At 68.9% G+C, this 14,074-nt stretch carries 14 protein-coding genes; 10 read left to right on the top strand and 4 right to left on the bottom strand.

Annotation, left to right across the window (positions count from 1 at the left end; translation table 11 throughout):
- Positions 1-3 precede the first annotated feature (3 nt).
- Entirely contained in the window at positions 4-2,982 is a 2,979-nt protein-coding gene (locus tag JNUCC0626_RS21260) for a carboxyl transferase domain-containing protein (RefSeq protein ID WP_394621528.1), read from the bottom strand.
- 177 nt (positions 2,983-3,159) lie between these two features.
- On the opposite strand from JNUCC0626_RS21260, the gene JNUCC0626_RS21255 reads away from it, so the two are divergent.
- Both JNUCC0626_RS21255 and JNUCC0626_RS21250 read left to right on the top strand, forming a co-directional pair.
- Positions 3,160-3,939 carry a sporulation protein gene (locus JNUCC0626_RS21255; RefSeq protein ID WP_394621527.1) on the top strand — a complete coding sequence of 260 codons (780 nt, stop codon included), beginning with the start codon at positions 3,160-3,162 and terminating at the stop codon, positions 3,937-3,939.
- Between the two features lie 97 nt (positions 3,940-4,036).
- Positions 4,037-4,309: a GlsB/YeaQ/YmgE family stress response membrane protein gene (locus JNUCC0626_RS21250; RefSeq protein WP_394621526.1), complete on the top strand. Its 273-nt coding sequence runs from the start codon at positions 4,037-4,039 to the stop codon at positions 4,307-4,309.
- Between the two features lie 13 nt (positions 4,310-4,322).
- On the opposite strand, the gene JNUCC0626_RS21245 is transcribed toward JNUCC0626_RS21250, so the two are convergent.
- Positions 4,323-4,943, bottom strand: a complete 621-nt coding sequence (locus tag JNUCC0626_RS21245; RefSeq protein ID WP_394621525.1) for a TetR/AcrR family transcriptional regulator — start codon at positions 4,941-4,943, stop codon at positions 4,323-4,325.
- A gap of 93 nt (positions 4,944-5,036) precedes the next feature.
- On the opposite strand from JNUCC0626_RS21245, the gene JNUCC0626_RS21240 reads away from it, so the two are divergent.
- From JNUCC0626_RS21240 to JNUCC0626_RS21210, 7 genes are read left to right on the top strand one after another with little or no spacing between them, the layout of a single operon-like run.
- Positions 5,037-6,182, top strand: coding sequence for an acyl-CoA dehydrogenase family protein (locus tag JNUCC0626_RS21240; protein WP_382444204.1), 1,146 nt, complete (start codon positions 5,037-5,039; stop codon positions 6,180-6,182).
- Between the two features lie 12 nt (positions 6,183-6,194).
- On the top strand, positions 6,195-7,391 hold the full coding sequence (locus JNUCC0626_RS21235) for an acetyl-CoA C-acetyltransferase (RefSeq protein ID WP_394621524.1): 1,197 nt from the start codon (positions 6,195-6,197) through the stop codon (positions 7,389-7,391).
- 2 nt (positions 7,392-7,393) lie between these two features.
- Entirely contained in the window at positions 7,394-8,152 is a 759-nt protein-coding gene (locus JNUCC0626_RS21230) for an SDR family NAD(P)-dependent oxidoreductase (protein WP_394621523.1), read from the top strand.
- A 14-nt stretch (positions 8,153-8,166) separates the two neighbouring features.
- Positions 8,167-9,294, top strand: a complete 1,128-nt coding sequence (locus tag JNUCC0626_RS21225; protein ID WP_394621522.1) for a hypothetical protein — start codon at positions 8,167-8,169, stop codon at positions 9,292-9,294.
- Positions 9,291-10,718, top strand: coding sequence for a substrate-binding domain-containing protein (locus JNUCC0626_RS21220; RefSeq protein WP_394621521.1), 1,428 nt, complete (start codon positions 9,291-9,293; stop codon positions 10,716-10,718). Before JNUCC0626_RS21225 ends, JNUCC0626_RS21220 begins: the two co-directional genes overlap by 4 nt.
- On the top strand, positions 10,705-11,412 hold the full coding sequence (locus tag JNUCC0626_RS21215) for a hypothetical protein (RefSeq protein ID WP_394621520.1): 708 nt from the start codon (positions 10,705-10,707) through the stop codon (positions 11,410-11,412). The genes JNUCC0626_RS21220 and JNUCC0626_RS21215 overlap by 14 nt, the downstream gene beginning before the upstream one ends.
- A 22-nt stretch (positions 11,413-11,434) precedes the next feature.
- A complete protein-coding gene (locus JNUCC0626_RS21210; protein ID WP_394621519.1) occupies positions 11,435-11,977 on the top strand; it encodes an exonuclease domain-containing protein in 543 nt (180 codons plus the stop codon).
- Here the strand turns inward: JNUCC0626_RS21210 and JNUCC0626_RS21205 are convergent.
- Positions 11,967-13,016: a DUF2855 family protein gene (locus JNUCC0626_RS21205; protein WP_394621518.1), complete on the bottom strand. Its 1,050-nt coding sequence runs from the start codon at positions 13,014-13,016 to the stop codon at positions 11,967-11,969. The two genes, JNUCC0626_RS21210 and JNUCC0626_RS21205, sit on opposite strands and share 11 nt — an antisense overlap.
- Positions 13,017-13,054: 38 nt before the next feature.
- Between JNUCC0626_RS21205 and JNUCC0626_RS21200 the strand changes: the two genes are divergently transcribed.
- Positions 13,055-13,621: a TetR/AcrR family transcriptional regulator gene (locus JNUCC0626_RS21200; RefSeq protein WP_394621517.1), complete on the top strand. Its 567-nt coding sequence runs from the start codon at positions 13,055-13,057 to the stop codon at positions 13,619-13,621.
- Here JNUCC0626_RS21200 and JNUCC0626_RS21195 read toward each other — a convergent pair whose 3' ends face one another.
- Complete coding sequence (locus JNUCC0626_RS21195) at positions 13,622-14,074, bottom strand: MaoC family dehydratase (RefSeq protein ID WP_177230067.1); 453 nt, start codon at positions 14,072-14,074, stop codon at positions 13,622-13,624.

Raw genomic sequence — 14,074 nt, 5'->3', positions numbered from 1 at the left:
TCCTCACCACGTGTCGATGAACGGGCGTTTCTTCCCTTCACGGCGGGAAGTTGCGGGGGCCAGCGCCGTGGCGATCCAGCGGCGCGTGTCGGCCGGGTCGATCACGTCGTCGATCTCGAAGACCGAGGCGACGTTGAGGGCTTTGCCGTGCTCGTAGGCCATCGCGACCATCTGCTCGTAGCGCTGCTTGCGCTCGTCGGGGTCCTGGATGGCGTCGAGCTCTTTCTTGAAGCCGAGCTTGATGGCACCTTCGAGGCCCATCGGCCCGAACTCGCCGGTGGGCCAGGAGACGGCGAACTGCGGGACCTTGAGGCTGCCCCCTGCCATCGCCTGCGCGCCGAGGCCGTAAGCCTTGCGCAGCACGACGAGTCCGAAGGGGACGGTCAGGTTGGCGCCCGCCACGACCATGCGGGTGAGGTGGCGGACGGTGGCGGTGCGTTCGGCGTCCGGGCCGACCATGAACCCCGGGGTGTCGGTGAGGCTGACGACGGGGATGTCGAAGGCGTCGGCGAGTTGGAGGAAGCGGGCGCACTTGTCGGCGGCGTCGGCGTCGATGGCGCCGCCGTTGACCCTGGGGTCGTTGGCGATCAACGCGATGGGGCGGCCTTCGACCTTGATGAGCGCGGTGATGATGGCCTTGCCGAAGCCTTGGCGGAGTTCGAGGACGGTGTCGGTGTCGGCGAGGGTGTCGATGACGGTGCGGATGTCGTAGGCGCGGAGGCGGTTCTCGGGGATGGCGTGGCGGAGGAGGCGCTGGTCCGCGCAGCGCCAGGAATTGTCGGTGCCGTCTGGGATAATTGAATCAAGGGGTCCCCCTTCGCGGGGGACGCCTGCGGGAGCTTGGAAGTACGAGAGGTACTTCTTGGCTACCGCGACCGCCTCTTCCTCGGAGCCGACCGCGATGTCCACCACGCCGTTGGGCACCTGCACGTCCAGCGGCCCGATGTCCTCCGGCCGGAACACCCCCAGCCCGCCGCCCTCGATCATCGCCGGGCCGCCCATGCCGATGTTCGCGCCCTCCACCGCGATGATCACGTCGCACGTGCCCAGCAGCACCGCGTTGCCCGCGAAGCACCGTCCCGCCACCACACCCACCAGCGGCACCTGACCGCTGAGTTGGGCGAACGCGTGGAACGAGCCGCAGTCCAGGCCGCTCACCATGCTGTGGTCGGTGTCGCCCGGCCGTCCGCCGCCGCCCTCGGCGAACAGCACCACCGGCAGGTTCTCCTGCTGCGCCAACGCGAACAGGCGGTCCTTCTTCTGGTGGTTGCGCAGGCCCTGGGTGCCGGCGAGCACCGCGTAGTCGTAGGACATCGCCACGACCCGTGAGCCGTTCACGGCGCCGATGCCCGCCACGAGACCGTCTGCGGGCGTGCGTTCGATCAGGTCCGGCAACGACCGTCGCTGGCGTTGCGCCGCGATCGCCAGCCCGCCGTACTCGACGAACGAAGAGCAGAGGTCGGCGATGTTCTCGCGTGCGGTCCGGCCGCCCCGCGCGTGGCGCCGGGCATCCGACTCCGGACGTGAGAAGTCGTGCCGCGCCAACACCTCGGCCAAGTCGGCCCGGACGTGCGCGGGATCCACGAGAGCAAGTTCCTCGGTGGACTCACCGGCCCCGGACGCGAGCACCTGGCCCTCGGCCACCGTGTCGCCCACCGACACCAGCACCGAACCGGACACCCGGACGACGTGCTGCATCTTCATCGCTTCCAGCACGACGGAGTCCGAAGAGACAGCGACCACCGTCCCGGCCAGCGGCGCGACCTGACCCGAAACCGGCTCGGAAGCCACGAAGTCGGTGGTCGCGCCGACGATGTCCTGAGCCAGCAACGACTTCAGGAACTCCAGGTTCGTCGAGACGCCGGAAACCGAGAACTCGCCCAACGCCCGCCGCGCCCGGTTCAAGGCGACGTCCAGGTCCTCGCCGTGCACCACGAGCTTCGCGAGCAACCCGTCGTAGGCGGTCCCGACCCGATAGCCGACGTATCCGTGCGTGTCGACGCGCACCCCGGGCCCGGCAGGCAGTCCGAACGACGACAGCACCCCGCCCGAGGTCTGGTTCAGGCGCACCTGCACGGCGGCACCGCGGTTCAACGGCGTGTAGTCGACGTCGCCGCCCCACGCCAGCAACAACTGCGTCCGCACGAGGTCCACACCGGACACCATCTCGGTCACCGTGTGCTCGACCTGCAACCGGGGATTGACCTCCAAGAACGCCCACGAGTCCCCGGCCACCAGGAACTCCACCGTGCCCACCCCGGTGAACCCGACCGCCACCGCCAGCGACCCGGCGGCCGAGTGCAACGCCTTGCGCAGCACCGGGTCCAGCAGGGGAGCGGGCGCGATCTCCACGACCTTCTGGTGCCGGACCTGCAACGAGCAGTCGCGGTCGCCGAGCACCGTGGTCCCGACGAGTTGCACCTCGATGTGCCGGGCGGCGGGCATCAACCGTTCCAAGTAGACGTCGCCGTTCCCGAACGCCGCCAGCGCCTCGGCCCGGCACGCCTCCACCGCGGCATCCAGTTCGTCGGCCGAGTGAACGGCCCGCATGCCCTTGCCGCCACCCCCGGAGACGGCCTTCACCATGACGGGGAACTCGCCCGGCGCGGCGTCCAGCACCGGAATCCCCAGCGAGGCGGCCAGTTCCCGTGCTCGCCGCTTGTCACCGAGCAACTCCAGAACGTCAGCGGAAGGCCCGACGAAGGTCAGTCCGGCCGACGAACACGCCCGAGCGAACTCGGCGTTTTCCGACAGGAACCCCCACCCTGGATGCACCGCGACGCACCCCTCAGCCGCGGCGAGCAGCTGGTCCACGTCCAGGTACGGCGAAGGCCCGGTGAGCGCCACGGCACGGTCCGCGAGAGACACGTGGAGCGAGGAAGCGTCGTCCTCCGCGTACACCGCCACGGTGCGAATCCCCAGGTCAGCTGCCGCGCGCAGGACGCGGACAGCCACCTCACCCCGGTTGGCGACGAGCAGCACGGGCAACCTCCTGAGCGACCGCTTAGTATGTGACGGCGGTCGCATGTTGCCATCTGAAGTCAACGGAAGTCCATACGGAACCGATCGGGGTGGTGAGGCGTCAACGGAACACTTCGCCGCAAACGGGCGATCCAGTTGGCAGACTCCCCGCAAACCGAAGGGCTCCAGGAGGCCGCAGTGGTGTTCAAGAGGATGATGCGCGCGTTCGGCGTGGGCGGGCCGACTGTCGACACGGTGCTGACGAACCCGAACGTCAGGCCCGGCGAGGTGCTGTCCGGCGAGGTGCGCATCGCGGGCGGCGACCACCCCGCCGAGATCGACCACGTCACGCTCGCGCTGCTCACCCGCGTCGAGGTCGAGAGCGGCGACAACGAGTACAACACCAACATGGAGTTCCACAAGTTCTCCGTGGGCCAGCGGATCGTCGCCCAGCCGCACCAGAACCTGTCGCTGCCGTTCCAGTTCCAGGTGCCGCACGAGTGCCCGTTGAACGTCGTCGGCGGTCAGCAGCTCGCGGGCATGGCGCTCGGCCTGCGCACCGAACTCGAGGTCCGCGGCGCCGTCGACCCCGGCGACCTCGACCCGATCTGGGTGCACCCGCTGCCGTCGCAGGACGCCGTGCTCCAGGCGTTCGGGCACATGGGCTTCCGCTTCACCAAGGCGGACAACGAGAAGGGCCGCATCTACGGCGTCCCGCAGCAGCTGCCGTTCTACCAGGAGATCGAGTTCTACCCGCCGCCGCAGTTCGCCGGCCGCCTCAAGCAGGTCGAGCTGACGTTCGTCACGACCCCGCACGAGCTGCACGTGATCCTCGAGGCCGACAAGCGCGCCGGGCTGCTGCGCTCGGGCGGCGACGCCTACGGCCGGTTCGCCGTCTCGCACCAGCAGGCGGTCGGCACCGACTGGACCGCGACGATCAACCAGTGGATGGCGCAGGTCTCCGGCAGCCGCTGGTAACCCGAACGGACGATGCCGTTACGCCTCGTGCTGCGTGTTCTGTCCTCTGAAGGGATGATCTCGGCCAAGATCCGAAATCATCGCGGAGGAGGCGGTCATGGGCATCGGCAGCATCATCGGTGCGCTCGTCATCGGTCTGATCCTGGGCGTGCTCGGCCGGCTGTTCGCGCCGGGCAAGCAGAACATCCCGATCTGGCTGACGATCATCGTCGGCATCGTCGCCGCGTTCATCGGCACGTGGATCGCGCGCCTGCTCGGCGTGGAGGACACGCCCGGCATCGACTGGATCGAGCTCATCGTCCAGATCATCGTGGCCGCCGTCGGCGTCTCGGTGGTCGCCGGGATGTACGGCAGGAAGTCAGTGAGCTAGCTCTTCTGGCTGGTCAGAACGGACGGACCATCCGCAGGACGAGGTCGGCGTACAGAGCGCCGATCTCGTCCGGCGTCCGCTTCCCGTCCGGCCGGTACCACCGCGCGACGTCGATGCACAGCGACAGCACCGCGAGCGTCGCCCCCTTCAGGTCGGGCACGTCGAACACGCCCGCCTCCACGCCGTCCGCGATGAACGACCGCATCCGCTGCTCGATCTGTCGGCGCAGCTCCGCCACCTCAGCGTGGTGTTCGGGAGAGAGCGCGCCCAGTTCGTACTGCACCACCCGCGCCGTCGTGTGGAACTCCGCGTGCCAGCCCGCGAACGCCGCCACCGCGTTCTTCAGCCGCTGCGTCGCGCCCTTGCCCTCGATGCCCGACAACAGCTTGAGCGACGTCTCGTGGCCGACGAGCGAGATGTTGAACAGCAGCTCCTCTTTGGACCGGTAGTGGATGTACACGGCCGCCGGTGACATGCCCGCCAACGAGGCGATGTCCCGGGTCGTCGTCGCGTGATATCCCTTGCCCGCGAACGCGTGGGCGGCCGCGATGAGCATCCGGCGAGCGGCGTCGGGGGTGACCGTGCGCCACGTCTCGTCGAGCAGCGCGAACCCGTCCAGTCCGGTCGTCGTCATCGGGCGGCTCCTAGCGTGTTGACAGGTGATGGATCGTACTGCACGCTAAGCGTGCGCTTAGCGCTAAGCAACCGCTTAGTATGGAGGTTAGTCGTGCAGCGGACGCTGTTCAACGAGGATCACGCCGCGTTCCGGGAGTCGGCGAAGGCGTTCGTCGAGCGCACGATCACGCCGAACGTCGAGAAGTTCATCGAAGAGCGCGTGATCGACCGGGACGTGTGGCTGGAGGCCGGACGCCAGGGCCTGCTGGGCCTCGAGATCCCGGAGGAGTACGGCGGCAGCGGCGCGAACGACTACCGCTTCAACACCGTCTTCGCCGAGGAGCTCTGCCGGGTCAACGCCGCGGTGGCGTCGAGCCTCGGCATCCACGGCGACGTCGTGGCGCCGTACCTCGTCGACCTGTGCACCGAGGAGCAGAAGCAGCGCTGGCTGCCCGGCATGTGCACCGGCGAGATCAAGACCGGCATCGCGATGACCGAGCCGTCCGGCGGCTCCGACCTCGCGGCGCTGAAGACCAACGCCGTGCGGGACGGTGACGACTGGATCCTCAACGGCTCCAAGACGTTCATCACCAACGGCTACACCGCCGACATGATCGTCGTCGCGGCCCGCACCGACCCGTCCAAGGGCGCGCGTGGCATCACGCTGTTCGCCGTCGAGACCGGCATGCCCGGCTTCGAGCGCGGCCGCAAGCTCGACAAGGTCGGCCAGCACCCGTCCGACACCGCGGAGCTGTTCTTCTCCGACGTGCGCCTCACCCAGGAGCACATGATCGGCGAGGAGGGTCAGGGCTTCATCTACATGATGGAACGCCTGCCGCAGGAACGGATCGGCGCCGCCATCTCGAACCTCGCGCACGCGCAGGGCGTCTTCGACGAGACGCTCGAGTACGTCAAGGAGCGCAAGGCGTTCGGACAGGCCATCGGCAAGTTCCAGCACAACAAGTTCCTGCTGTCGGAGCTGCGCACCAAGCTCGACGTCACGCAGGCGTTCGTCGACACGCTGACCATGCAGCACGTGCGCGGCGAGCTCAGCCCCGTCGAGGCGGCGCAGGCGAAGTACTGGAGCGCCGAGGTCGAGAACGACGTCATCGACGCCTGCGTGCAGCTGCACGGCGGCTACGGCTACATGACCGAGTACCGCGTCGCCCGCGCGTGGATGGACGCCCGCGTCACGAAGATCTGGGCCGGCTCCAACGAGATCATGAAGGAACTCATCGGCCGCGACCTGGGCCTGTAGAAGGAGAACGGCATGGCTGAAGCGGTCATCGTTTCCACGGCGCGGTCGCCGATCGGCCGTGCCCGCAAGGGTTCTCTCGCGTCGCTGCGGCCGGACGACCTGGCTGCGCAGGTGATCTCGGCCGCGCTGGGCGAGATCCCGGCGTCCGAGATCACCGACCTGCACCTCGGGTGTGCCGAGCCGCAGGACGAGCACGGGCAGAACATCGCCCGCCGCGTCGCCGTGCAGCTCGGGTACGACTCGCTGCCGGGCACGACGGTCAACCGGTTCTGTGCGTCGTCCGTGCAGACCGCGCGGATGGCCTTCCACGCCATCAAGGCGGGCGAGGGCAACGCCTTCCTCTCCGCCGGTGTCGAGTGCGTGTCGCGGTACATGCACTCCGGCACGCCGTCGTTCAACCCGCTGTTCGACGAGGCCCAGCAACGGACTCTGGACACGGCGGCGTCGAACGCGCCGTGGACGGACCCGCGCCTGGACGGCAAGCTGCCCGACTACTACATCGCGATGGGCCAGACGGCCGAGAACGTCGCGACGCAGCTCGGCATCTCGCGGCACGACCAGGACGAGTTCGGCGTGCGGTCGCAGAACCTCGCCGAGAAGGCGATCGCGGACGGGTTCTTCGCCCGCGAGATCACGCCGGTGACGTTGTCCGACGGCACGGTGATCTCCACCGACGACGGCCCACGTGCCGGGGTGACCTACGAGGCCGTGGCCGGGCTGAAGACCGTCTTCCGCCCCGAGGGCACGATCACCGCGGGCAACTGCTGCCCGTTGAACGATGGTGCGGCCGCGGTCGTGATCATGAGCGACGTGCGGGCGCGTGAGCTCGGCCTGACCCCGTTGGCGCGCATCGTGTCCACCGGTGTCTCAGGGCTCTCGCCGGAGATCATGGGCCTCGGCCCGGTCGAGGCCACCCAGCAGGCGCTCGGCCACGCCGGTCTGTCCATTTCGGACATCGACCTGGTCGAGATCAACGAGGCGTTCGCCGTGCAGGTGCTCGGCTCCCAGCGCGCGCTGGGCATCGACATCGACAAGCTCAACGTGCACGGCGGCGCGATCGCGCTCGGCCACCCGTTCGGCTCGACCGGCGCGCGGATCATGACGACGCTGATCAACGGCATGCGGGCGCGCGACGCCCAGTTCGGCCTCGAGACCATGTGCGTCGGCGGCGGTCAGGGCATGGCGATCATCCTGGAAAGGCTGTCATAGCAATGGGAATCCTGGACAAGTTCCGCCTGGACGGGAAGGTCGCGATCGTCACCGGCGCGTCCTCGGGCCTCGGCGTCGCGTTCGCCAAGGGCCTCGCGGAGGCGGGCGCGGACGTCGTGCTGGCCGCCCGTCGCGCGGACAAGCTGAAGGACACGGCCGCGCTCGTCGAGGCCACCGGGCAGCGCGCGCTGGTCGTGCAGGCCGACATCTCGCAGCCCGACGACTGCCGCGAGGTCGCCCGCCAGGCGGCCGAGTTCGGCACGGTCGGGGTGCTCGTGAACAACGCCGGCGTCGGCACGGCGGTCCCGGCCTCGCGGGAGACGCCTGAGCAGTTCCTCAGCGTCATGGACGTCAACCTCAACGGCGCCTACTGGATGGCCCAGGCGGCCGCCGCGGTCATGACCTCCGGCGGTTCGATCATCAACATCTCCAGCGTGCTGGGCCTCGTCACGGGCGGCATTCCCCAGGCCGCGTACTCGGCGTCCAAGGCGGGCCTGCTCGGCCTCACGCGGGACCTCGCGCAGCAGTGGACGGGCCGCAAGGGCATCCGCGTCAACGCGATCTGCCCCGGCTTCTTCGAGTCCGAGATGACCGACCAGTACCCGCCGGGGTACCTGGAGAAGATGCAGGCGGCGCTGCCATCCGGGCGAATCGGTGACCCGGAAGAACTAGCCGCGGCCGTTCTGTTCCTGGCGTCCCCGGCGGGCGGTTACGTTACTGGCGAGACGCTCGTCGTCGACGGTGGTGCCGTGATCGTCTGACTCCAGGGGGAGCCGTGCGGGAGCCCGAGTTCAAGATCGTCGACCCGCGAAGACGGTTCCTGCTGTGGTTCGTGCCGCCGTTGGCGGTGTTCGTGGCCGGGCTGGTGGTGCTGCTCGTTTCGGGGCACGTCACCGGCCCGTTCAAGTCTGTGACGGTGGTGCGGGCGCTCTTCGCCTCCAAGCGCGACTTCTTCCAGGACGAGCAGGTCAAGCGCATCCTGATGGCGCGCGGCTACCAGGTGCACGTGACGCCGATCGGGTCCCGCGACCTCGCCGAGAAACCCGACCTCGACTCGTACCACTTCGTCTTCCCGTCCGGGCACGTGGCGAACGAGCACGTCAAGGCGCGCAGGGCGGGCAAGCACGTCGTGCCGTACCGGCCCTTCTTCACTCCGGTGGTGCTCGCGACGTTCCGCGAGTACGCCGAGGCGCTCGTCAGAGCGAAGGTCGCGACGCCGCACTACGAGGGTGACAAACCGTTCTACTACACCCTCAACATGAACGCGTTCGCCGAACTCGGCAAGGAGCGCTGGAAGGACATCGACCCCCGCCTCACCAACGGCAACCGGGTCATCGCCCAGTCGCCGGACCCCTGCAAGGCCTACTCCGGAGCGACGCTCGTCGGGTTCTTCGCCACCGCCCTCGGTGACGTGCCGCCGCAGACCGTCGAGGAGGCCGAGAAACTGGCCCTCGCCGTCAAACCGCACATCGACGCGCAGGGCCAGGCCGGCGAGGACATGGCCCCGAAGTACTTCGTGCCGGAAGGCCGCACGCACGCCGTGATCGCGGTGATCTACGAGCACCAGTACATCGCGTACCAGTTGCGGCAGAAGGACTTCGACACCGAACGCGTGCTGCTCTACCCGACCAAGCAGCACCAGAGCACGCCCGAGCTGATCTCGTTCACCCCCGAGGGCGACCGCATCGGCGAGCTGATGATGAACGACCCGGAGCTGCGCCAACGCGCGGTCGAACTCGGCTTCCACTCGCTCGGCTGGAACGGCGAGACCGGCGCCGACTTCGGCGGCTACATCGCCGGACGAGGCCTGCCGGAACCTCCGGCCGGCGAGATGGGCAGGGTGGAACTGCCGAAGGCCGAACTCTTCGAGCACATGCTCGACGTCGTCGGCGACTGCAAATGAGGCTGCTGGCACTGGTCGCGCTGCTGGTGCTGACGGCGTGCGCGGCCAGCACGCCGCCGCCCGTCCAGCTCCGAGTGCTCGCGAGCACGGAACTCGCCGACCTGGCCCCGGTGCTGGCGGAGTTGAAGCGCGCCACCGGTGTCGAGCTGGCGGTGGAACATCGCGGCACCGTCGAGGCGAGCAGGTCGTTGGACGGGTTCGACCTGGCCTGGTTGTCCACCACCAGGTTCCTGCGGTTGCGCGGCACCGAACCGGAGCTCGCGGCGAGCATCATGACGTCCCCGGTCGTGCTCGGGGTGCGGCGTGACAAGCGCGCCGTGCTGGGGGAGCGGCCGACGTGGGCGGACGTGGCGGACCGTGCTGCTCTGGGCCAGTTCCGGTACGGCATGGCCGATCCGCGCGTCTCCGGCGGCGGGATGGCGGCGTTGATCGGCGTGGCCACGGCGGCCGCGGGCACCGGAGCGCCGTTGCGGCCCGAGGACGTGAGTTGCGATCGCCTGCAGGGGTTCCTGACGGGCCGGGCGTTCGACGTGCCCGACGCGGTGGGGGAGTTCACGCGTCGGTCCGATGTGGACGGACTGGTCGCGCACGAGTCGGAACTGCTGTCGCTCAACGCTTCCGGAAAGCTGAGTGAGCCGCTGGAGATCGTCTACCCGCGCGACGGCATCGTTCTCTCCGACTACCCGCTGATGCTCGTCAAGCCCGAGCACCGCGCCGCCTACGACCGCGTGGTGGAGTGGCTGCGATCGCCCGCCGCGCAGCAGATGATCGCCGACCGCACGTGGCGCCGTCCGGTGGAATCCTCGGTGACCCGGCACGAGAAGCTGCGTGCCGACCTCGGCACCGCGCTGTACTTCCCGGACAGCACCGAGGTGATCGACCGCCTGCTGCTGTTCCACGACCGCGCGGGCGACGGCCGTCAGGTGATCTTCGTGCTGGACTGGTCGACGTCGATGCGCGGCGCCCGGATGGCCGGGCTGCGCGAGGCGTTCGCGTCGTTGAACGGCTTCGACCGCTTCTACGTCGGCGAGACCGTGACGATCCTGAGGTTCGCGGGCACCGTGCTGGAGGAACGGTCGATCACGGTGCGCGGCAAGGAGGACCTCGACGCGTTGCTGGCCGTCGTGGCGTCCGACGACCTGCGCGACAACACGGCCATCTGGGCCGCCCTCGACCGCGCCCTGCAACTCGCGAGCGGCGACACGGCGGTGGTCCTGATGACCGACGGCGAGAACAACGCGGGCCCGTCCCTGGACGAGTTCCTGCGGGTGGGACGCGGCGAGGTGCCCGTGTACCCGATCAGGTTCGGTGAGGCCTCCACGGCCGAACTGGACCGCGTGGCCCAGGCGAGCGGTGGCCGTCTGGTCGAGGCCGGCGCGAAGTCGTTGCTGGAGGCGGTGAGGGAGATCCGTGGCTGTCGATAGAGCGCTCTGGTGGTCGGTCTCGTGGGGCTGGATCCTGCTGTGGGTCGCCACGCTGATCGCGTTGATCGTCGTGGTCGTCCTCGCCTGGCAACGACTGCGGCACCGCGCCCCGGAACCCGAGATCCCGGGAATCCTGTTCTACGTGCACGGCCAGCGCATGATCAACCTCTGCAAGGTCGGCCGCTACGACGACGCCGTGACCCGCCAGTTCGTCAAGCAGATCACCGTCACCAAGAACGGCAAGCTCCAGGTGGGTCCGAGCGAGTTCGGCATCGGCGTCGACGGCTCGGTCGTCGAGCAGAACACCGACACCTACGAGAAACCCGCCTCCGAGATCGACGTCATCGGCGTCGTGCTCGCGGGCCTGAGAGCCGCCCACGGCGTGGTCGACGTCGACCTGACCACCCAGACCATGCGCGCCGACGAGGCCTGGTACCGCAGCAAGGCCAAGCGGCTCAACGACGTCCGCGACTACGTCTCCCTGCACGGCCGCTTCGAGGTGGGCGACGGCGACGACCCGGCCGTCCTGCACGCCCCCGTCGGCGACGGCCGGATCCGCGTCGAGTGCGACACGGCGAGCCTGCGCGACACCCTGCCCCCTGGCCAGTTCAACGCCCGCTGCCTCGGCAGGGTCCAGTCCTGGAACGCCGCCACCGGCGAGGTCGTCGTGCTGCCCGTCGTCGTATTCCAGTAGACATGTGGGGGACCATCGACACGTGATCGCGTTGGACGAGGTGCTGGTGGTGGACGTGGAGTCGACGTGCTGGGAGGGCACGCCGCCGCCCGGCGAGTTCTCGGAGATCATCGAGATCGGCGTCTGCCCGGTCGAGGTGGCCACCGGGAAGCGGGGCGAGCGTCGTTCCGTGCTGGTGCGGCCTTCGCGCTCGCGCGTCAGCCGGTTCTGCACGCAGCTGACCACGCTCACCCAGGCCGATGTGGACGGTGGCGTCTCGTTCGCCGAGGCGTGCGCGGTGCTGCGCAAGGAGTTCCGCGCGGACCGGCGCGTGTGGGCCTCCTACGGCGACTACGACCGCAAGATGTTCGAACGGCAGTGTGCGGACTTCGGCGTCCGCTACCCGTTCGGGCCCAGGCACCTGAACGTCAAGACGCTCTTCGCGCTGACGCACGCGTTGCCGCGCGAGGTCGGCATGGCCGAGGCGGTGCGGCTGACCGGTGGGAAGATCGACGGCACGCACCACCGCGGCCACGACGACGCGTTCAACATCGTGGGGCTGCTGGTGACCCTGCTCAGAAGGTGATCACGTCGGCGCTGTCCGGGTTGCTCCTGCCCGCGAGCACCGACTGCCAGACCTCGATCAGCTCGTCCGGGCCGCTGTGCCCGACGACGGCGACCCAGTCGCCGGCCTGGGCGGTGAAGCCCCGCCACGCCTCGCCGAACCGCTGGGCGAGGCCGTCCGCACCCCAGTCCGCGGTGCGCTTGCGCAGCTGGTCCGGCGCGAAGAAGAACTCCGACCGCTGGTCCTGCGACGGGGCCTTGTGCGTGAGGCCGATCGAGATGTCCTTCTTCAGCTCGTCGCCGAGGCGGTCGTGCAGTGCCGACCGCACGTCGGCCGACCCGCTGAAGTCCAGGTACACCGACGGTTCGACGTCCACCGGGGCGTCGTAGGGGAGCACGGTGTCGTAGAGGCCGAGGCCCTCGGTGAACTCCACGTTGCGCGGCGAGGTGAGGCCGACGACCCGCACGCCCTTCCCGCGCAGGCACTGGGCCGTGCCGAACGCCGTCTTGCTGGAGGCCGAGGAGATCACGACGGTCCGCGCGCCGTAGAACGAGTTGTCGGCCAGTTGGTCGGCCAGCAGGAACGACGTCAGGAACAGCGGCCGGTAGAGCACTTGGAGGTCTTCCAACGCCTCGTCGTAGGCCGGGTCCTGGGCGGTCACCAGATAGCTGTTGTAGACGGCGGGCAGGTCGGCGCGGTGCTCGGCGACGTCCACGAAGCCGGACGAGGTGGGCTTTGCGCGGACCACGACGTGGCTCGCCATCGGCAGGTAGCCGTAGACGCGGGTGCCGGGCGCGAGGGTGTCCACAGTGGACTCGACGACGTCGGCGAAGCCCCAGACCGGGATGACGCCCTGGTGCTCGGCGCCCGCGGGGAAGAAGCGCCAGTAGCCGATGAGGTCGCCGATCACGCCGTAGGTGACGTTGTTGGCGGTGAGGCCGACGCGGCTGACCTTCAGCAGCACCTCGCCGTCCGACAGGCCGGCGGAGAGTTCGTCGTGCAGCACTTCGGTTTTGGCGAGGTCGCCGCGGTCGGCGACGACGGTCCAGCGACTGATCATTGCCTCGGTTCTCCTTGGTCGGGAGGTACGCTCCGGTCGTGACCGTGCCTGAAAGACTGATCGACGCCGCCACCCGCCTGTTCGCGGACAAGGGGTACGAACGCGTCGCCGTGCAGGAGATCGTCGAGCACGCCGGTGTCACCAAAGGCGCTATGTACCACTACTTCGGGTCCAAGGACGACCTGCTGCACGAGATCTACGGGCGGCTGTTGCGCCTGCAGACCGAGCACCTGGAGAAGATCGCGGAGAGCAAAGGACCGATCACCGAACGGCTCCGCGAGGCCGCCGTCGACGTGATCGTCACGAGCATCGACGACTTCGACGCCGCCAGGGTGTTCTTCCGGTCGATGAACCACCTCTCGGCCGAGAAGCAGAAGGAGGTCCGGGCGGAACGGCGGCGCTACCACGAGAAGTTCCGCGGCCTCGTCGAGGAGGGGCAGGCGGACGGGACGTTCCGCGGCGACGTGCCCGCCGACGTCGCCACGTACTACTTCTTCGGCTCGCTGCACCAGCTCGGCACCTGGTACCGCCCGGACGGCGACATGCCGCCCGGACGGCTGGCGGAGCACTACGCGGACCTGCTGATCCACAGCCTCAGGCCCTGATCAGGGCACGATCACGCTGACGATCTCGGCGACGCACGCGGGCTTCTCGCTGCCCTCGATCTCGATGACGACCTTGGTCACGAGCTGCTTGCCCAGCGCGATGTCGGTGACGTCGAGCAGCTCGACCCCGCCGCGCACCCTGGCGCCGACCAGCACCGGCTGCGGGAAGCGGACCTTGTTGCTGCCGTAGTTCACGCCCATCTTGATGTTCTTGACCGTGTAGACGTCCCGCACCAGGTACGGCACCAGCGACAACGTCAGGTAGCCGTGCGCGACCGGGCCGCCGAACGGTCCCTTCGCGGCCTTCTCGACGTCGATGTGGATCCACTGGTGGTCGAGCGTCGCGTCGGCGAACAGGTTGACCTGCTCCTGCGTGATCTCGTGCCACTCGCCGAACCCGAGGTGCTGGCCCTTGGCGGCGACGAGCTCGTCGATGTTCTCGAAAGCGCGCAT

Source organism: Lentzea sp. JNUCC 0626 (genome assembly GCF_043632865.1).
Lineage (GTDB): Bacteria > Actinomycetota > Actinomycetes > Mycobacteriales > Pseudonocardiaceae > Lentzea.
The sequence above is the reverse complement of the archived record's forward strand: the minus strand, read 5'-3'. Positions and strand labels throughout refer to the sequence as shown.